This window comes from Stenotrophomonas sp. FW305-C-20-S1, assembly GCF_058783335.1.
In genome coordinates this window covers 48,196-64,895 of the sequence record NZ_JBYTEK010000014.1, presented here as the reverse complement: position 1 = coordinate 64,895, position 16,700 = coordinate 48,196, and the positions used below count along the sequence as shown (strand labels likewise).

The window sequence follows — 16,700 nt, the reverse complement described above, 5'->3', positions numbered from 1 at the left end:
TTACAGCTCCTTCTTGAAGACCAGCAGGGCCGGGCGCATTGGCGCGGGGACGATGATGTTGACCAGTTCCCAGCCCAGCTGGCCCTGGCGGCTGAGTTCGGCCTGGATGTCATCGGCCTTCTGCAGGCCCATCATGGATGTCTTGACCTCGACGGTCAGGTAGCTCCAGCGCTTGCTCATTCCTTGTCCTCCGGCGATGGCTTGGGTTTCGGCAGGCGGCCTGCCTTGCGCAGTGCGTCGCGCAGCACGTATTCGATCTGTGCGTTGAGGCTGCGCAGTTCATCGTCCGCCCAGCGCTGTGCGGCCGCCAGGACCTCGGCGTTGATGCGCAGCGGATAGGCTTTTTTCTCGCTCATGCAGACTCCTGGCGGGGCGGTGGGGCGCCCCGTTGCGAGGGTGGCTCAGTACAGCGAGCCGGTGTTGACGACCGGCTGCGTGCCGCGGTCCGAGCACAGCACGGTCAACAGGTTGCTGACCATGTGCGCCTTGCGCTCCTCGTCCAGCTGCACCACGCCGTTTTTCTGCAGCTCGGCCAGCGCCATCTCGACCATGCCGACCGCACCGGCGACGATGCGCGTGCGTGCGGCGATGACCGCATTGGCCTGCTGCCGCTGCAGCATCGCCTGGGCGATTTCAGCGGCGTAGGCGAGGTGGCTGATGCGCGCATCGATCACCTGCACGCCGGCATCGGCCAGGCGCTCGGCCAGTTCGTTCTTCAGGTGCTGGGAGATCTCGCTGGCATGGCTGCGCAGCGCCAGCTGGCCGTCCTCGTGCTGGTCATAGGGGTAGCTGGTGGCCATCGCGCGCAGCGCCGATTCGGACTGGATGTGCACGAAGCTCTCGTAGTCGTCCACGTTGTAGACCGCTTCGGAGGCATCGACCACCTGCCAGACGATCACCGCAGCGATCTCGATCGGGCTGCCGTCCAGCTCGTTGACCTTCAGCTTGCCGCTCTCGAAATTGCGCACGCGCTGGCTCACGCGGCGCTTGCTGAAGAAGGGGTTGTTCCAGCGCAGGCCGTTGTCCTTGACGGTGCCGACGTACTTGCCGAACAGGCTGACCACCGCCGCCTGGTTGGGCTGCACGGTATACAGACCGGCCAGCGCGACCAGCGCCAGCGCAGCGATCAGCAGGCCGGCCAGAATCAGCAGCACGTTGGGCGAGCCGGTGCTGGCCTTCGCCGCGACCCCGGCCACGAACAGGGCGCCGCCGGCGAGGGCTACGACCAGGGACCCGGCGAGCGCGCCCAGGCCGTTGAGGGAGGACAGCGACTTCTCTTTCATGGCGGTACGTCCTTGAGGGTTCGAATTGAAGATATCAAAGTGATATCACATTCGGGCTACCGTTCGTCGGCTGGGCGTGCCCAGGCGCTGCGGCTGGACCGGCTAGAATGCCCACCCGCCTTCACATCGCTGCTGGAACCCCGCCATGGCCAAGCTTGGAACCCCGTTGTCCCCCTCCGCCACCCGTGTGCTGCTGCTGGGCTCGGGCGAACTTGGCAAGGAAGTGGCCATCGAACTGCAGCGTCTGGGCGTGGAAGTGATCGCTGCCGACCGTTACGCCGATGCCCCGGCCATGCAGGTGGCACATCGTTCGCACGTGATCGACATGCTGGACGCGATGGCCCTGCGCCAGTTGATCGCCCAGGAGCAGCCGCACCTGGTGGTGCCCGAGATCGAGGCGATCCATACCGAGACCCTGGTGCAGCTGGAGCAGGAGCAGGGCCTGCGGGTGATCCCGACCGCGCGTGCTGCGCGCCTGACCATGGACCGTGAGGGCATCCGCCGCCTGGCCGCCGAGACGCTGGGCCTGCCGACCTCGCCGTACCGCTTTGTCGACACCGAGGCCGAGTACCGCGCCGCCGTGGCGGCGATCGGCCTGCCGTGCGTGGTCAAGCCGGTGATGTCGTCCTCGGGCAAGGGCCAGAGCACGCTGCGCAGCGAGGCGGACATCGCCCCGGCATGGGAATACGCGCAGACCGGTGGCCGTGCCGGCGCTGGCCGCTGCATCGTCGAAGGTTTCATCGACTTCGATTACGAGATCACCCTGCTGACCGTACGCCACGCCGGCGGGACTTCGTTCTGCGCGCCGATCGGCCACCTGCAGAAGGAGGGCGACTATCGCGAAAGCTGGCAGCCGCAACCGATGTCGGACAAGGCGCTGGCGCGTGCCGAGGAGATCTCGCGCGCGATCACCGATGACCTCGGTGGCTGGGGGCTGTTCGGCGTCGAACTGTTCGTGAAGGGCGACGAGGTGTGGTTCAGCGAAGTATCACCGCGTCCGCACGATACCGGCCTGGTGACGCTGGTCTCGCAGGAGCTGAGCGAGTTCGCGCTGCATGCGCGGGCCATCCTCGGCCTGCCGATCCCGGTGATCCGCCAGAGTGGCCCATCGGCCTCGTGCGCGCTGCTGGCGCATGGCGAAGGCGTGCCGTACTTCAACAACGTGGCCGCCGCACTGCAGGTGCCGGACACCGCCGTGCGCCTGTTCGGCAAGCCGAGCGTGCATGGCCACCGCCGCGTGGGCGTGACCCTGGCGCGCGCGGAATCCATCGACGAAGCACGCGCCATCGCGCGTGACGCCGCCGAAGCGATCGGCGTCGAGCTGCGCTCGTAAAACGGTAGCGCCGGGCCATGCCCGGCGGCTTCCCATAGGGCGCGCGACGCAGCCGGAAAAGCCGCCGGGCATGGCCCGGCGCTATCGGTTTATTTCACATCCACCCATACCAGGTGGTGGTCACTGCCATCGGCGATCTTCGCTTCGGCACTCTCATTGGCCGGCCAGAACACGCCGCTGCCGAGGTACTCGAAACCGGTCGAGGGCAGCACGTAGTCCAGGCGCATGGTGCCGGACTTCGGGCCGAAATCGCCGGTGGCATGGAACGGTGCACCCTTGCGGGTGATGCCCTTGGCCGCATAGGCCAGGCTGGTCTGCTCGGCGCCGATGCTGCGTGGGGTGGGGTAGCGCAGCACGCGGGCGTTCTCGATCAGTTCGACGATCGCCTCGTGGCGGCCATCGCCATCGACCGGATCATTGTTGAGGTCGCCAAGGATGACAAAACGCGCATCCTGGGCCAGGCCGCCGCACTGGCCCTTGTCGTCGCACAGCCACGGCTTGTCACCCTGGGACAGGTATTCCTGCCACAGGCGCAGTTCGTCATGGTTGCGCGCGGCGTTGCGCTTTTCCGGGCCATCAAACACCGGCGGCGTCGGGTGCGAGACCAGCGCGTGGACCACGCCGGCCGGGGTCTTCACCGGTACATCCCAGTGCGACTTCGACGACAGCCGCAGCTGCGACCAGACGGTGTCGTTGTAGAAGCTCTTGCCGGTGCGCGGATCGACCGGGCGGATCGCGCCGGGCATCGCACTCCACTTCAGCAGCTGGAAGCTGCGCACCTTGGCTTCGTCGATCGGGTAGCGCGACAGCACCAGCATGCCGTACTGGCCCGGATGCAGGCCGTAGCCCCAGGCGTCGTTGCCGCGACCGCGGCCTTCGCCGCCGACCACGCCGTTGTTGTCCAGGTCCAGGCCACTGGGCACGCCGGTGTTCACCGGCGCCAGGTAGCGGTAGGCGAAGTGCAGGGGCTTGCCGCCACCGGGCTGGGCCACTTCCAGGTAGCGCTTCTGGAACAGGTCGGCGGCACGATGGGCGTCATCGAAGTCGAACTCGTTCAGCAGCACCAGGTCAGGGCGCGCCTGCTGCAGTACCGCGGCGATCTTGCGCGCATGTTCGCTATCGCCTTCCAGCTCGGCGATCAGGCCGCCGGCTTCGTCCGAATACAGCGAGGTGTTGTAGGTGGCCAGGCGCAGCGCTGCAGACGGTTTTTCGGTCATCGCGGGGGACGTGGCGAAGGCGGGAGCGGCGGCGCCACAGAGCAGGGCCAGGCCGAGAATCAGGGGTTTGGCGTTCATGGGCCATATTGTGCACCTGGCCCGGTGTCAGTGGTTTGTCAGCGTCCGTCCAGTTCGTCATCGAAATCATGCCAGCGGCGGCCATCGTAGGCCTCCAGCGGGCGATAGCGCCGCTTGTAGTCCATCTTCTGGTGCTCGCGTATCCAGTAGCCCAGGTACAGATGTGGCAGGCCCTCGCGGCGGGCCCACTCCAGCTGCTGCAGGATCGCGAACGTGCCCAGCCCGCGCGCGGCATGGGCGGGGTCGAAGAAGGTATAGACCGCCGACAGCCCGTGCTCGGTCACATCGGTTACCGCCACGCCCAGCAGCTGGCTGGGCTGCCCGTCGTGGCCGGGCAGGCGCATTTCCATGAAGCGCGTGTGCGACCAGCTGCCGATCAGGAACTGTTCGAACTCGTGCGGGCCGTGGTCGTCCATGCCGCCCTTGGCATGACGATGCACCAGGTAGCGGTGGTACAGCTCGAACAGATCCTCGCGTGGCATGGCCGCGGTGATGCGCACTTCCAGATCGGCATTGCGGGCGGCGCAGCGGCGCTGGCTGCGATCCGGGGCGAAGCGGGCCACCGGAATGCGCACGGCGACGCAGGCGTGGCAGTTCGCACAATGCGGGCGATAGACCAGATCACCGCTGCGTCGGAAGCCCCAGCTCAGGGCCAGCGGGTACAGCCCGCCGAGGCGACGGTCCTGCGGGTCCAGCACCAGGTCGCGTGCAACCCGGTCCGGCCAGTACCCGCAGGGGTGCTCGCCGGTCTGGAACAGTCGCAGTTCGTCGTCTCTGTCGCCGTGTCTCGCCATGAGCACAGCATAGCTCCAGCCTGTCGCAATGGCGGCGACTGTCCGCCGGATGAATGGAATGGGCGGCTGCGTCAACCGAGGTCGTGGTCAGGCGTTGTTGTCCTCCGAGGGTGAGGTGTTCACCCCGATGCCAATCCCATTCCCAGGAGTGACCCCATGATCCGTACCCCCCTGCTGCTGGCCCTGCTGCTCGGCACCTCCGCGACCGGTATTGCCTTGGCTGCCGACACCCCGGCTGCACCGGCGCAGCGTTCGGCCAAGCTGGATACCAATGGCGACGGCGTCATCGACCGCAGCGAAGCGGCGGCCAACCCGCGCCTGGCCGCAAAGTTCGACGAGCTGGACAAGAACAAGGACGGCAAGCTCTCGCGTGATGAGCTGCCGCGCTGGAAGCATGGCCGCCACGGTGGTCGCGGCGGCGAGCGCTGGGCCAAGCTGGACACGAACAAGGATGGCCGCATCAGCCGTGACGAAGCCAAGGCCGATCCGCGCCTGGCCGAGCGTTTCGACCAGCTCGACCTCAACAAGGATGGCTACCTGGACAAGGCCGACCGCGAGCTGCGCATGAAGCAGCATCGTGACGCCTGGTTCGCCGCAGCCGATACCAACAAGGATGGCCAGCTGAGCAAGGCCGAGTTCGACGCCGCCAAGGGCCCGATGCACGGTGGCCCGCGCCACGGCGGCCCGCGTGACGGCGCCGCGCCGAAGCCGCAGCGCTGATTTTCAGTGCAGTGATCGACGACAACGCCGGCGCACTGCCGGCGTTGTCCGTTACAGGCGGCCGCTGAGCGTCATCGTGTAGGCCAGGGCACCGATGACGATCAGGTTCACCGCCATCATGCCGGTCAGGCCGTACATGGATTCGTACTTCCAGTTGATCCCGTTACGCCCACGCCGGGCTGCATCACGCGCGAGCAGCGGCGCCATGATTCGCCGCAGCGTCACCAGGCACTGGTAGTTGACCACCACCAGGCCCAGTGCCAGCACCAGCAGCTGCGCCCACATCGGCGCCTGCAGCAGCACGGTGAACAGGATGGCCAGGCACCAGCCCAGGCTGGTGCCGGTGCTGAGGTTGACGAAGCGGCGGACCTGGACCTGCTCGGCACCGGTCTCTGCGTAGGACAGCAGGAAACGCCCACCGAGATAGCTGCCGAGCGCGCCACCGACGACGCCACCGATGATCGCGGCCCAGCTTGACGCAGGCAGCATCTGCAGCTGGCCCAGCGTGGCGGTCAACGAGCCGAGCGCGGTGCCGCCGGCAGCGCTGGCGCCACCGAGGCCGAGCTTGCTGCCACCCACGCCGACGCCGGTTCCCAGCAGGATCGCCGCGCTGGCGGTGCCGGGCGCGGCGATCATCACCATCGACACTACTGCCGTTGCGAACGCAGCACTCGGTGCGCTGCTGCGTGCGAATTCACCGAAGCGCTGCAGCAGGCCCTCGCGCACCTGCGCACGGGCACGTGACAGGCGCTTGCGTACCGCCGCGTCGCTCAGCCCGAGCAGGTCGGCCACCTGCTGCGAATGCTGGCCCTCGCGGTAATACAGCAGCAGCACTTCGCGGCTGTCGGCGGGCAGGGCAGAGATGATGTCTTCGGCAGCGATTTCCTCTTCCAGCCGCTGCAGGCGATCGGCCACGCCCGGGGTCGGATCCGCAGCCATGGTCAGCGCCACTTCGGCAGCCTCGCCGCTCAGCGGTCGACCACGTTGTGCGCGCAGCCAGTCGCGGGCGAGGTTGCGGGTGATCTGCCGCAGCCAGGGCAGGAAGCTGCTCGCGCTGCGCAGCTGGTGCAGCTGCTGCCAGCCCTTCACGAACGCTTCCTGGGCGATGTCCTCGCTGGCCTGGCGGTCGCCGGTGATGGCCAGGGCGATGGCGGTGACCGTGTTCTGGCAGGCCAGCACGATGCGGCCATAGGCATGCTGGCAACCGCTGCTGGCGGCCGGCAGTTCGCGTTCCAGGGTTTCGTCGATGCTTGCGGCGAAGATCGTCATGGCGGCGGGCTCCTGCAGGGATTGTGTCCCATGACGGAGCCGCGTGCCCGATGTGACCGGTTCGCGTCCCGGTAGCGCCGGGCCATGCCCGGCGGCGTTTCTGTCAGGCCGCTGCGCTCGCCGGGCATGGCCCGGCGCTACCTGCGCGTTACGTGGACGGCTGGATGCGGACCCGCACTTCCTCTTCTTCCGGCGCTGCCGGCGCGGTCGGCTGTGCTTGCTGCGGCTGTGCCTGCGGGGCGGGCACCGGCACGGTTGGGGCAGGGGCACCGCGATGACGCAGGCCGATCACCAGCGCCACGCCGGCGATCACCACCAGCAGGGCAATGCGGATGCGCCAGGCCCAGCCACGACCGCCGGTACTTTCCTGCACGTCATCGCGGAAGGCGAACTCGGCGGTCGGGTGGTCACGGCGGGTGGTGTCGAGCAGGCGCGCCTCGCGCAGGATTTCGCGCGCGCGTGGCTGGTCGTCGGCACGCACGACCCACACCGCAGGGTAGGCGCCTGCATTGCCCAGGTCGGTATAGCTGAACTGACCCCGGCGACGGGTCTTGTACGAGCGTCCGTTGGTGACCTTCACCTGGATGTCGTGGCTGCGCAGGAGCTCGGCCACGCCTTCCACGGTTTCCACGCGCTGGCTGCTGAAAATCTGACGCATCGGTCAATCCTTGGCCGGCACGGCGGCCGCTGCTGCCTGGTCCGGAACCACGCGGATCAAGCCTTCCTGGGCGGTGCTGGCAACCAGCACGCCATCACGGGTGAAGAACTGGCCGCGGGCCAGGCCGCGCGAATCCTGCGCACTGGGGCTGTCCAGCGAGTACAGCAGCCAATCGTCGGCGCGGAACGGGCGGTGGAACCAGATCGCGTGGTCCAGCGAGGCCATCTGCACGTGCGGATGGTAGTAGCTGATGCCGTGCGGGAAGGTCGCCGTGCCCAGCAGGTGGAAGTCCGACGCGTAGGCCAGCAGTGCCTGGTGCAGCTCGGGAGCATCGCCCACGCGCTCGCTCAGGCGCAGCCAGACCTGGTGGTAGGGCGGGCGCTTGGGCGGGTTCAGTTCATCGCGGGGATACACATGGCGGAACTCGAACGGACCGCCGCGCGAGAGCCAGCGCTGCACCTTGATCGGCAAGCGCTCAAGCACCTCCGCCGGCAACGGCCGGTTCGGTTCGATGTCTTCCGGTTGCGGCACTTCGGGCATCTTGTGCTGGTGCTCGGCACCGGATTCGGCCTGCTGGAACGAGGCCGCGCAGAAGAAGATCACCTTGCCATGCTGGATGGCGGTCACCCGGCGCACCGAGAAGCTGCCACCGTCGCGGGTACGGTCGACGTCGTAGACGATCGGATGGTCGATGTTGCCGGCGCGGAGGAAATAGGCGTGCAGCGAGTGCACATGGCGACCATTGTCGACCGTGGCCTGCGCGGCCGCCAGGGCCTGGCCCAGCACCTGCCCGCCGAACACGTACTTGGTACCGATGTCGCGGCTCTGGCCGCGGAACAGGTTGTCCTCCAGCCGCTCCAGGGTGAGCAGATCGATCAGCTCGGAGACGACGGGTTCGGGCATGTCGTTCAAGGGGGCGGCCACAGCGATGAAAGAGGGGTCGATTATACCGGTGTAGGCCGGATGCCCCATCTTCGGTAGTGCCGGCCGCTGGCCGGCATCCGCAGGCGTCCCGGCAGGATCGCCAGGCTGCCGGCAGTGGCCGGCACTACCGTTTACTTGCCGAGACGCGCCGCCAGTGCCTGCAGTGCGTTCTGCGCATCCGGGGCGAACCAGGCCTCGACGAAGCGGTCGAGCTGGATCAGGTCCGGATGCAGGGCGTCGTGCAGCTCGGCGCGGGCGATGGCACGGGTCAGCAGCATCGGCTGCCGCGGCTGCTTCAGCAGATCCTGCAGCCAGGCCACCGCACGGGCCGCCACCAGTTCGCCATCCACCAGTTCGTCGACCAGGCCGATCTGCAGCGCCTGTTCGGCCGGTACCAGCGCGCCGGTGGCCAGCAGCACGCTGGAGCGGTGCGCGCCCACCGCACGGCGCAACAGGCGCTGGATGCCTTCCGGTGCGATCAGGCCGACCTGCACTTCGTTCAGGCCGATGGCATACGGGCGCGCCGGATCGGCACTGCGTGCCATCACCCGGTAGTCGCAGCACAGGGCCAGCACGCAGCCGCCCGCCGGTGCATGGCCGGTGATCGCCGCAACCACCGGGATGCGGCTCTCGGCCAGCGTGCGTACCGCGCCGAAAAACGCGTTCCAGGTGTCCAGCAGCTTGTGCTTGTCATCGCCATGCGAGAGCAGGTGCGGCACGTCCATGCCGCCGGTGAAGATGCGCTCGCTGCCGGACAGCACGATGCCGTGCGCGTCCTCGGCCATCGCCAGTTCGATGGCATGGATCAACTGCCGGCACAGCTCGGTGTCCAGTGCATTGACCGGCGGCCGCGCCAGCCGCAGTTCGCGGATGGGGCCATGGTTGATCACCTCGATGAGCGTCGTCATGCTGCGGGTCTCGTTGCGAAGAAGGAACCTGGGCGATGATAACCAAACCATTCGTTGGCGTACTGTTGATGATGTGTGCGGGCGCAGCATCGGCGGCGGCCGCGGTGCCGGAGTGCGTCACCGTCTCGCAGGGCTGGGTACGTCTGCCGCCCAGCCCGACGGCGACGCCCATGACTGCTGGCTATGGCGTGATCCGCAACGGCTGCTCCACCGCGGTAACCATCATCGGTGCGCGCAGTGCGAGCTTCGGTGATGTGTCGTTGCACGAGACCCGGATCGTCGACGGGGTCAGTCGCATGCGTGCCGTCGAGCGCCTGCCATTGGCACCGGGCGAACGCGCCGTGCTCAAGCCCGGTGGCCTGCACCTGATGTTGATGGACGGCAGGCGCGTATTGGAGGAGGGGCAGCCTGTGTGGCTGCAGGTGCAACTGGAGGGTGGCACCGAAGTCAACACGGCCCTGATAGTGCGCAAGGCCGCGCCGTAACGCGGCGCTCGTTCCGCCGGGCATGGCCCGGCGCTACCCAGGCATCACTGCCGAATCGACATCGGTAGCGCCGGGCCATGCCCGGCGAGCGCGCAGCGCGGTGGGGCTTACGACCAGTCGTACGAGAACAGCACCGTGCGGCTTTCCGGCTCGTACAGCATCACGATCGCATCGGCACCGGTTGCACACCAGTTGTAGCCGGCCACTTCGGCCACGGCGAAGAACTTGTGGCCATCGCGGGTAATGATCGCGCGCTCGGCATCCTCCGGCGCATGCCGGTCGTCGGCAGCCTCGGTGAACGCCAGCGCGAAGGCGGCTGGAATCTCCGCGGTTTCGATCCAGTTGCCGGTCGAGATCTGCCCACCCAGCACATCGAGGTAGGCCTGCTCGCCGGGCTCGCCGTCGCCATAGCGCGAATAGCTGGCCAGGCGTCCATGCTGTTGGAAGTACGCATGTGCCTTGCTGTAGCTCTCACGCATCTCCGTGATGTGCTCCAGCGCGTCTTTGTCCTGCATCTGGTCGCCGATGAAGTAGCCCTCCTCACCGAGGAAACGCATACGGTTGTCGGCGGTCAATTCAAAAGCGATCCAGTTGGTGCCGGTGAACGCGTTGTGGTGTTCTTCGGTGGCTTCGCCGATGCAGCCTTCATAGGGCTCGATCGGACACAGCAGGGTCGCGGCCTGGCCGGCCAGCTCCGGGTGCAGCACGCCGAGGTCGATCTTCAGCAGCGGCAGCAAATGCTGGCCAAGCCAGGCCTGGTCATCGGGGAATACGGCGGCGGGGAAGGGGACCATGCCGGGCAGCAGATCGCGCAGTTCAGTCTGGTGGATCATGTCAGTCCTTTGATGTGGAACGTTAGCGCCGGGCCATGCCCGGTGGGGAGAGTGCCGGCCAGCGGCCGGCACTATCCTCAGGTGGACGCGCTGCGGATCGCGTCCGGCAGCGGCGCGCTCTTGCCGGTCTGCGTGTCCATCCAGACCACCACCACGTTGCCGTCCGAATACAGCTTCGACTCGTCCTGCTGGTCGACGATGCGATGACCGATGGTCACGCTGCTGTTGCCCAGGCGCTCGACGAACAGCTCGACCAGGATGTCGTTGGGCCACACGATCGGCAACCGGTAGTTGACGTTGGTGGCAGCCACCACCGGTGCGATGCGGTCGGTCATCGACACGCCTTCCACGCCCAGCATCCAGCGCACGCGCGCCTCTTCCAGGTAGGAGATGTACTTGGCGTTGTTGACGTGGCCCATGCTGTCCATGTCACGCCAGCGCACGCTGATCGGAATGCGGGCCAGGATCTTGTGTTCGCTGCTCATCAGGCGTCCTTCTTCTTCTTGGTGCCGGCCGTGGCGGTCTTGCTGGCCTTGCCGGTGCTCTTGGCGGCGGCTGCCTTCTTCGCCGGCTTCTCGGGCTTCACCTTGCGCGGCGGGCGCGCATCGGGCTTGTTGGCCACAGCGGCGGGCTGGTCCGGTCGCGCAGTAGTGGACGGCAGCATCCGGGCGAGGAACTGCCCGGTATACGAATCCGGGCATGCGGCCACGTCTTCCGGCGTACCGGTCACCAGGATGGTGCCGCCGCGATGACCGCCTTCCGGACCCAGGTCGACGATCCAGTCCGCGGTCTTGATGACGTCCAGGTTGTGCTCGATCACCACCACCGTGTTGCCCTCGTCGCGCAGCTTGTGCAGCACGCCGAGCAGCGCCTCGATGTCGTGGAAGTGCAGGCCGGTGGTCGGCTCGTCGAGGATGTACAGGGTGCGGCCGGTATCGCGGCGCGACAGTTCCTTGGACAGCTTCACGCGCTGCGCTTCACCACCGGACAGCGTGGTCGCGCTCTGCCCCAGCTTGATGTAGCTCAGGCCGACATCAACCAGGGTCTCCAGCTTGCGGGCGATGGACGGGACCGGTTCGAACAGCTTCAGTGCATCTTCGACGGTCATTTCCAGCACGTCGTTGATGTTGAAGCCCTTGTACAGGATCTCCAGCGTTTCGCGGTTGTAGCGCTTGCCATGGCAGACGTCGCAGGGCACGTACACGTCGGGCAGGAAGTGCATCTCGACCTTGATCAGGCCATCGCCCTGGCAGGCCTCGCAGCGGCCGCCACGCACGTTGAAACTGAAGCGTCCCGGCGAATAGCCGCGCGCACGCGATTCGGGCACCTGTGCGAACAGCTCGCGCAGCGGAGTGAACAAGCCGGTGTAGGTGGCCGGGTTCGAGCGCGGGGTGCGGCCGATCGGCGACTGGTCGATGTCCACCACCTTGTCGAACAGGTCCAGGCCATCGATCTCCTTGTACGGCGCGATCGGGTGCGAGGCGCCGTTGATCTCGTTGGCAGCCAGCGAGAACAGGGTGTCGTTGATCAGGGTTGACTTGCCCGAGCCGGACACGCCGGTCACGCAGGTCAGCAGCCCTGCCGGAATGGCCAGGTCCACGCCCTTCAGGTTGTTGCCGGTGGCGCCACGCAGATGCAGCGTCATCTTCGGGTTCGGCTTGTGCCGGCGCGCCGGGATCTTGATCGCGCGCTTGCCCGACAGGTACTGGCCGGTCAGCGAACGCGGTGCATCCAGGAGGTCCTGCAGGCTGCCTTGGCCGACGATCTCGCCGCCATGCACGCCCGCGCCGGGACCGATGTCCAGCACGTAGTCGGCCAGTCGGATCGCGTCTTCGTCATGCTCGACCACGATCACCGTGTTGCCAAGGTCGCGCAGGCGGGTGAGGGTGCCCAGCAGGCGCTCGTTGTCGCGCTGGTGCAGGCCGATGGACGGCTCATCGAGCACGTACATCACGCCCACCAGACCAGCACCGATCTGGCTGGCCAGACGGATGCGCTGCGCCTCGCCACCGGACAGGGTGTCGGCCTTGCGCTCCAGGGTCAGGTAATCCAGGCCGACGTCGACCAGGAAGCCGAGGCGTTCGCCGATCTCCTTGACGATCTTCGCAGCGATCTCGCCACGCCAGCCCGGCAGGCTGAGTTCGCTGAAGAACTTCAGGGCTTCATCGATCGGCAGCACCACCAGTTCCGGCAGCGGGCGGTCGGCCACGAACACGTTGCGTGCGGCCTTGTTCAGGCGCGCGCCGTTGCACTCGGGGCAGGCATGTTCGCTGATGTACTTGCCCAGCTCTTCCTGCACCGCCGCCGATTCGGTTTCCTTGTAGCGGCGTTCGAGGTTGGGAATGATGCCTTCGAAGCGATGCTTGCGCTGGGTGCGGCCACCGGCCTCGGTGAAATAGGTGAAGGTGATCGCGTCCTCGCCACTGCCATACAGCACGGCGTGCTGCACCTTGGCCGGCAGCGAGTTCCACGCCGCGTCGGTGTCGAACTTGTAGTGCTTGGCCAGCGAGGCGATCAGCTGGAAGTAATAGGCGTTGCGGCGATCCCAGCCACGCACGGCACCGGCCGCCAGCGACAACTCCGGATGCACCACCACGCGCGAGGGATCGAAGAACTCGGCCATGCCCAGCCCATCGCAGCCGGGGCAGGCGCCCATCGGTGCGTTGAACGAGAACAGGCGCGGCTCCAGTTCCGGCAGCGAGTAGTCGCAGACCGGGCAGGAATACTTGGACGAGAACAGGGTAGGGGTCGCAGCGGCATCGTCCAGTGACTGCACCGACGCCATGCCATCACCCAGCTTCAGGGCGGTTTCGAAGCTCTCGGCCAGGCGCTGCTTGATGTCTTCGCGCGGGCGGAAGCGATCGATCACCGCTTCGATGGTGTGCTTCTGGCGCAGCGCCAGCGGCGGCACCGCGTCGATTTCGTACAGTTCGCCATCCACGCGTACACGCACGAAGCCCTGTGCGCGCAGCTGGTCGAACACCTGCGCGTGCTCGCCCTTGCGGTCGCGGATCACCGGCGCCAGCAGCATGTAGCGCTGTTCCGGGTCCAGCGTCAGCATATGGTCGACCATCTGGCTGACCGTCTGGGCTTCCAGCGGATAGCCGTGGTCGGGGCAACGCGGCGTGCCGACGCGTGCATACAGCAGGCGCAGGTAGTCGTAGATCTCGGTGATCGTGCCGACCGTCGAGCGCGGGTTGTGCGAGGTCGACTTCTGCTCGATCGAGATCGCTGGCGACAGGCCTTCGATGTGGTCCAGGTCCGGCTTTTCCATCACGCTCAGGAACTGCCGCGCGTACGCCGACAGGGACTCGACGTAACGCCGCTGACCCTCGGCATAGATGGTGTCGAACGCCAGCGACGACTTGCCCGAGCCGGACAGGCCGGTGATCACGATCAGTTTGTCGCGGGGCAGGTCGAGGTCGATGTTCTTGAGGTTGTGCGTCCGCGCGCCGCGGATGCGGATGAAATCCATCGCCATGGGGAATCCGGTTGTGGGGGCGTGGCTGGGCCGCCGGGCCAGCGATAGGGCGGCAATCGGTCAGCCTACCGAGGTGACCAGATGGGGGCAATGGGCGACAATGCCAGCCCGGTGTCTCACCCGGTGAGACCGCCTGTCAGGCAGGGGTCAGATCCCTTTTCACCGTGTGAAAAGGGATCTGACCCCTGCCTGGGGGGCCCCGGGCCGTTCAGGGGGTTGACTTGACCCGTCCGGGCCCCTCTGCGTACAATCCCGCTCCTGTCCGCCCTCGACGGCGGCAGTCCATAGACCACAATAACTACAGAGGAAGTCTGGTCATGTACGCAGTACTGGTCACCGGCGGTAAGCAATACCGCGTGGCGCAGGGCGAAAAGCTCCGCATTGAAAAGCTCGAAGTCGAAGTCGGCAGCGAGATCAAGTTCGACAACATCCTGCTGCTCGGCGACAGCGATGGCATCAAGATCGGCGACGCCCTGAGCGGCGCTGCGGTCACCGCCACCGTCCTGTCCCAGGGTCGTGCTGACAAGGTCCGGATCATCAAGTTCCGTCGCCGTAAGCACCACATGAAGCGCCAGGGTCACCGTCAGTACTACACCGAAATCGAGATCACCGGCATTGCCGGTGGCAGCAAGTAAGGAGATAGGTCATGGCACATAAAAAAGGCGTAGGCTCTTCGCGCAACGGTCGCGACTCCAACCCGAAGTACCTCGGCGTCAAGATCTTCGGCGGCCAGGCCATCGAAGCAGGCAACATCATCGTGCGTCAGCGCGGCACCCAGTTCCACCCGGGTACCGGCGTCGGCCTCGGCCGTGACCACACCCTGTTCGCCCTGACGGACGGCAAGGTGGAGTTCTCGGTGAAGGGCCCGAAGAAGCGTCGCACCGTCAGCGTCGTCTCGGTCGAAGCCTGATAAGGCTGCGTCCGGCGCCCATGCCTCGGCATGGCCGTGCTGGATGAAGAGCTCGCTGCATGAAGAGCCCCGCTTCGGCGGGGCTTTTCGTTGGAATCAATGGTAAAACGGGCATCGCCCGGTTGTCGGCCAGCGGCCGGCACTACATCAAGGTGGCGGCGTGCATGCCGCGCCCATCGCAGGCATCGAAACAATGAAACTGGTAGACGAAGCAGAAATCGAAGTGTTCGCCGGCAACGGCGGCAACGGCTGCATTGGCTTCCGTCGCGAGAAGTTCATTCCGCTCGGCGGCCCGGACGGCGGCGACGGCGGTGCGGGCGGCAGCGTGTGGATCCGCGCCGACGAAAACCTGAACACCCTGGTCGACTTCCGCCATGACCGCATCTTCAAGGCGCAGCGCGGCGAGAACGGCATGGGCCGCCAGGCTTATGGCAAGGGTGGCGAAGACATGGTCATCACCGTGCCGGTCGGCACCGTGATCATCAACGTGGCCACCGATGAAATCATCGGCGACCTGACCCAGCATGGTGATCGCCTGCTGGTGGCCAAGGGCGGCCGCGGTGGCCTGGGCAACATGCATTTCAAGAGCTCCACCAACCGCTCGCCGCGCCAGGCGCTGCCGGGTGAGCCGGGTGAGGAGCGCACGCTGAAGCTGGAGCTGAAGCTGCTGGCCGATGTCGGCCTGCTGGGCTTCCCCAACGCCGGCAAGAGCACCCTGATCCGCGCCGTCTCTGCGGCAACGCCGAAGGTGGCCGATTACCCGTTCACCACGCTGTACCCGAACCTGGGTGTGGTGAAGGTGGAAAACTACCGCAGCTTCGTGATCGCCGATATTCCGGGCCTGATCGAAGGTGCTGCCGACGGTGCCGGCCTGGGCGCGCAGTTCCTGCGCCACCTGCAGCGCACCCGCCTGCTGCTGCATCTCGTCGACATTTCGCCGATGGAAGGTGGTGTGGAAGGTGTGTCGCCGGTCGAGCAGGTGCGTGCCATCGAGCGCGAACTGGAAAAGCACGATCCGGAGCTGCTGGCCAAGCCGCGCTGGCTGGTGCTGAACAAGGCCGACCTGATGTTCGAGGACGAGGCCAAGGCCGCTGCCGAGAAGATCGTCGCCGAGCTGGGCTGGAAGGAGCCGTGGTTCCTGGTGTCCGCACTGGGTCGCGAAGGCACCTTCCCGATCATGAGCCGGATCATGGCGTTCTTCGATCGCCAGAAGGAAGACGAGCTCGAGGCGGCACGCAACGCGCAGTAATGCCGTTGTGGTTCCCGCGAAAAACCCGGCTTCGGCCGGGTTTTTTGTTGGCGGCCGAATGGGGTCGGATCCCTTTTCTGCGGGAAAAGGGATCTGACCCCGGGCATCGCAAGATTGCAGGCAACAAAAAACCCGGCCGAGGCCGGGCTTTTGCGTGCTGCCGGAGCCGAGGCTCCAGCAACCAACCGGATCAGGCGGCCTGGAGGGCCTTGATGCGGTCGTTCAGGCGGCTCTTGTGGCGAGCAGCCTTGTTCTTGTGGATCAGGCCACGCGCGCTGAAACGATCCAGGATCGGCTGGGCAACGGCGAAGGCGGCTTGAGCGCCGGCGGCATCGTTGGCGTCCAGCGCCTTGATCACTTTCTTGACAGCGGTGCGCAGCATCGAGCGCTGAGCCACGTTGCGCGCGTTGCGCACGACGGTCTGCTTGGCGCGCTTCTTGGCGGACTTGATATTGGCCACGGTGGTGGTTTCCTGAAAAATCGGTGTTATGGGAACAGCAAGCTAGCTAGTATGATGGCGTAAGAAATGTACGTCAAGTCGATTGTCAAGAGGGACGT

Annotated in this window: 19 protein-coding genes; 6 read left to right on the top strand and 13 right to left on the bottom strand. The window is 66.4% G+C overall.

Annotation, left to right across the window (positions count from 1 at the left end; all coding sequences use genetic code 11):
- Genes AC3WTC_RS09915 through AC3WTC_RS09905 form a run of 3 tightly spaced genes read right to left on the bottom strand, consistent with a single transcriptional unit; the run spans position 1 to position 1,283 of the window.
- A complete protein-coding gene (locus tag AC3WTC_RS09915; protein WP_025873867.1) occupies positions 1-180 on the bottom strand; it encodes a DUF4177 domain-containing protein in 180 nt (59 codons plus the stop codon).
- Positions 177-356, bottom strand: coding sequence for a type II toxin-antitoxin system antitoxin (locus AC3WTC_RS09910; protein ID WP_005412615.1), 180 nt, complete (start codon positions 354-356; stop codon positions 177-179). The genes AC3WTC_RS09915 and AC3WTC_RS09910 overlap by 4 nt, the downstream gene beginning before the upstream one ends.
- Positions 357-401: 45 nt before the next feature.
- A complete protein-coding gene (locus tag AC3WTC_RS09905; protein ID WP_025873866.1) occupies positions 402-1,283 on the bottom strand; it encodes an SPFH domain-containing protein in 882 nt (293 codons plus the stop codon).
- A 145-nt stretch (positions 1,284-1,428) separates the two neighbouring features.
- Between AC3WTC_RS09905 and purT the strand changes: the two genes are divergently transcribed.
- On the top strand, positions 1,429-2,616 hold the full coding sequence (gene purT / locus AC3WTC_RS09900; protein ID WP_492711351.1) for a formate-dependent phosphoribosylglycinamide formyltransferase: 1,188 nt from the start codon (positions 1,429-1,431) through the stop codon (positions 2,614-2,616).
- An 89-nt stretch (positions 2,617-2,705) separates the two neighbouring features.
- On the opposite strand, the gene AC3WTC_RS09895 is transcribed toward purT, so the two are convergent.
- Together AC3WTC_RS09895 and AC3WTC_RS09890 are read right to left on the bottom strand one after the other, a co-directional pair.
- Positions 2,706-3,911 (bottom strand): endonuclease/exonuclease/phosphatase family protein, encoded by a 1,206-nt coding sequence (locus tag AC3WTC_RS09895; RefSeq protein WP_263929754.1) that lies wholly within the window; start codon positions 3,909-3,911, stop codon positions 2,706-2,708.
- 38 nt (positions 3,912-3,949) lie between these two features.
- Positions 3,950-4,705 carry an arginyltransferase gene (locus tag AC3WTC_RS09890; RefSeq protein WP_032975961.1) on the bottom strand — a complete coding sequence of 252 codons (756 nt, stop codon included), beginning with the start codon at positions 4,703-4,705 and terminating at the stop codon, positions 3,950-3,952.
- Positions 4,706-4,861: 156 nt separating this feature from the next.
- On the opposite strand from AC3WTC_RS09890, the gene AC3WTC_RS09885 reads away from it, so the two are divergent.
- Positions 4,862-5,425 carry an EF-hand domain-containing protein gene (locus tag AC3WTC_RS09885; protein ID WP_032975963.1) on the top strand — a complete coding sequence of 188 codons (564 nt, stop codon included), beginning with the start codon at positions 4,862-4,864 and terminating at the stop codon, positions 5,423-5,425.
- 51 nt (positions 5,426-5,476) lie between these two features.
- On the opposite strand, the gene AC3WTC_RS09880 is transcribed toward AC3WTC_RS09885, so the two are convergent.
- From AC3WTC_RS09880 to AC3WTC_RS09865, 4 genes are all read right to left on the bottom strand, one after another.
- Positions 5,477-6,694, bottom strand: coding sequence for an RNA polymerase sigma factor (locus tag AC3WTC_RS09880; protein WP_032975964.1), 1,218 nt, complete (start codon positions 6,692-6,694; stop codon positions 5,477-5,479).
- A 148-nt stretch (positions 6,695-6,842) separates the two neighbouring features.
- Positions 6,843-7,352 (bottom strand): pathogenicity-like protein, encoded by a 510-nt coding sequence (locus AC3WTC_RS09875; protein WP_492711350.1) that lies wholly within the window; start codon positions 7,350-7,352, stop codon positions 6,843-6,845.
- 3 nt (positions 7,353-7,355) lie between these two features.
- Positions 7,356-8,255 carry an acyl-CoA thioesterase II gene (gene tesB / locus AC3WTC_RS09870; protein WP_032951563.1) on the bottom strand — a complete coding sequence of 300 codons (900 nt, stop codon included), beginning with the start codon at positions 8,253-8,255 and terminating at the stop codon, positions 7,356-7,358.
- Positions 8,256-8,407: 152 nt separating this feature from the next.
- Positions 8,408-9,184 carry an enoyl-CoA hydratase/isomerase family protein gene (locus AC3WTC_RS09865; RefSeq protein WP_025873858.1) on the bottom strand — a complete coding sequence of 259 codons (777 nt, stop codon included), beginning with the start codon at positions 9,182-9,184 and terminating at the stop codon, positions 8,408-8,410.
- A 35-nt stretch (positions 9,185-9,219) separates the two neighbouring features.
- Between AC3WTC_RS09865 and AC3WTC_RS09860 the strand changes: the two genes are divergently transcribed.
- Complete coding sequence (locus AC3WTC_RS09860) at positions 9,220-9,669, top strand: copper chaperone PCu(A)C (RefSeq protein ID WP_492711349.1); 450 nt, start codon at positions 9,220-9,222, stop codon at positions 9,667-9,669.
- A gap of 107 nt (positions 9,670-9,776) precedes the next feature.
- On the opposite strand, the gene AC3WTC_RS09855 is transcribed toward AC3WTC_RS09860, so the two are convergent.
- The 3 genes from AC3WTC_RS09855 to uvrA all read right to left on the bottom strand — a co-directional run bounded on the left by AC3WTC_RS09855 (position 9,777) and on the right by uvrA (position 13,983).
- Positions 9,777-10,502 carry an enolase gene (locus tag AC3WTC_RS09855; protein WP_492711348.1) on the bottom strand — a complete coding sequence of 242 codons (726 nt, stop codon included), beginning with the start codon at positions 10,500-10,502 and terminating at the stop codon, positions 9,777-9,779.
- A gap of 77 nt (positions 10,503-10,579) precedes the next feature.
- Positions 10,580-10,987: an acyl-CoA thioesterase gene (locus tag AC3WTC_RS09850; protein WP_025873855.1), complete on the bottom strand. Its 408-nt coding sequence runs from the start codon at positions 10,985-10,987 to the stop codon at positions 10,580-10,582.
- A complete protein-coding gene (gene uvrA, locus AC3WTC_RS09845) occupies positions 10,987-13,983 on the bottom strand; it encodes an excinuclease ABC subunit UvrA (RefSeq protein WP_492711347.1) in 2,997 nt (998 codons plus the stop codon). The genes AC3WTC_RS09850 and uvrA overlap by 1 nt, the downstream gene beginning before the upstream one ends.
- Before the next feature lie 317 nt (positions 13,984-14,300).
- On the opposite strand from uvrA, the gene rplU reads away from it, so the two are divergent.
- The 3 genes from rplU (at position 14,301) to obgE (ending at position 16,142) form a co-directional block, all read left to right on the top strand.
- Complete coding sequence (rplU, locus tag AC3WTC_RS09840) at positions 14,301-14,618, top strand: 50S ribosomal protein L21 (RefSeq protein WP_004148331.1); 318 nt, start codon at positions 14,301-14,303, stop codon at positions 14,616-14,618.
- 11 nt (positions 14,619-14,629) lie between these two features.
- Positions 14,630-14,893: a 50S ribosomal protein L27 gene (rpmA, locus tag AC3WTC_RS09835; RefSeq protein WP_049467623.1), complete on the top strand. Its 264-nt coding sequence runs from the start codon at positions 14,630-14,632 to the stop codon at positions 14,891-14,893.
- Positions 14,894-15,086: 193 nt separating this feature from the next.
- Positions 15,087-16,142 (top strand): GTPase ObgE, encoded by a 1,056-nt coding sequence (gene obgE, locus AC3WTC_RS09830; protein ID WP_025873852.1) that lies wholly within the window; start codon positions 15,087-15,089, stop codon positions 16,140-16,142.
- A gap of 190 nt (positions 16,143-16,332) precedes the next feature.
- Here obgE and rpsT read toward each other — a convergent pair whose 3' ends face one another.
- Positions 16,333-16,602 carry a 30S ribosomal protein S20 gene (gene rpsT, locus AC3WTC_RS09825; RefSeq protein ID WP_025873851.1) on the bottom strand — a complete coding sequence of 90 codons (270 nt, stop codon included), beginning with the start codon at positions 16,600-16,602 and terminating at the stop codon, positions 16,333-16,335.
- Positions 16,603-16,700 lie beyond the last annotated feature (98 nt).

Coding starts and splice junctions, on each gene's coding strand:
- AC3WTC_RS09915 (WP_025873867.1), bottom strand. CDS start 180: ATGAGCAAGCGCTGGAGCTACCTGACCGTCGAGGTCAAGACATCCATG.
- AC3WTC_RS09910 (WP_005412615.1), bottom strand. CDS start 356: ATGAGCGAGAAAAAAGCCTATCCGCTGCGCATCAACGCCGAGGTCCTG.
- AC3WTC_RS09905 (WP_025873866.1), bottom strand. CDS start 1,283: ATGAAAGAGAAGTCGCTGTCCTCCCTCAACGGCCTGGGCGCGCTCGCC.
- purT (WP_492711351.1), top strand. CDS start 1,429: ATGGCCAAGCTTGGAACCCCGTTGTCCCCCTCCGCCACCCGTGTGCTG.
- AC3WTC_RS09895 (WP_263929754.1), bottom strand. CDS start 3,911: ATGAACGCCAAACCCCTGATTCTCGGCCTGGCCCTGCTCTGTGGCGCC.
- AC3WTC_RS09890 (WP_032975961.1), bottom strand. CDS start 4,705: ATGGCGAGACACGGCGACAGAGACGACGAACTGCGACTGTTCCAGACC.
- AC3WTC_RS09885 (WP_032975963.1), top strand. CDS start 4,862: ATGATCCGTACCCCCCTGCTGCTGGCCCTGCTGCTCGGCACCTCCGCG.
- AC3WTC_RS09880 (WP_032975964.1), bottom strand. CDS start 6,694: ATGACGATCTTCGCCGCAAGCATCGACGAAACCCTGGAACGCGAACTG.
- AC3WTC_RS09875 (WP_492711350.1), bottom strand. CDS start 7,352: ATGCGTCAGATTTTCAGCAGCCAGCGCGTGGAAACCGTGGAAGGCGTG.
- tesB (WP_032951563.1), bottom strand. CDS start 8,255: ATGCCCGAACCCGTCGTCTCCGAGCTGATCGATCTGCTCACCCTGGAG.
- AC3WTC_RS09865 (WP_025873858.1), bottom strand. CDS start 9,184: ATGACGACGCTCATCGAGGTGATCAACCATGGCCCCATCCGCGAACTG.
- AC3WTC_RS09860 (WP_492711349.1), top strand. CDS start 9,220: ATGATAACCAAACCATTCGTTGGCGTACTGTTGATGATGTGTGCGGGC.
- AC3WTC_RS09855 (WP_492711348.1), bottom strand. CDS start 10,502: ATGATCCACCAGACTGAACTGCGCGATCTGCTGCCCGGCATGGTCCCC.
- AC3WTC_RS09850 (WP_025873855.1), bottom strand. CDS start 10,987: ATGAGCAGCGAACACAAGATCCTGGCCCGCATTCCGATCAGCGTGCGC.
- uvrA (WP_492711347.1), bottom strand. CDS start 13,983: ATGGCGATGGATTTCATCCGCATCCGCGGCGCGCGGACGCACAACCTC.
- rplU (WP_004148331.1), top strand. CDS start 14,301: ATGTACGCAGTACTGGTCACCGGCGGTAAGCAATACCGCGTGGCGCAG.
- rpmA (WP_049467623.1), top strand. CDS start 14,630: ATGGCACATAAAAAAGGCGTAGGCTCTTCGCGCAACGGTCGCGACTCC.
- obgE (WP_025873852.1), top strand. CDS start 15,087: ATGAAACTGGTAGACGAAGCAGAAATCGAAGTGTTCGCCGGCAACGGC.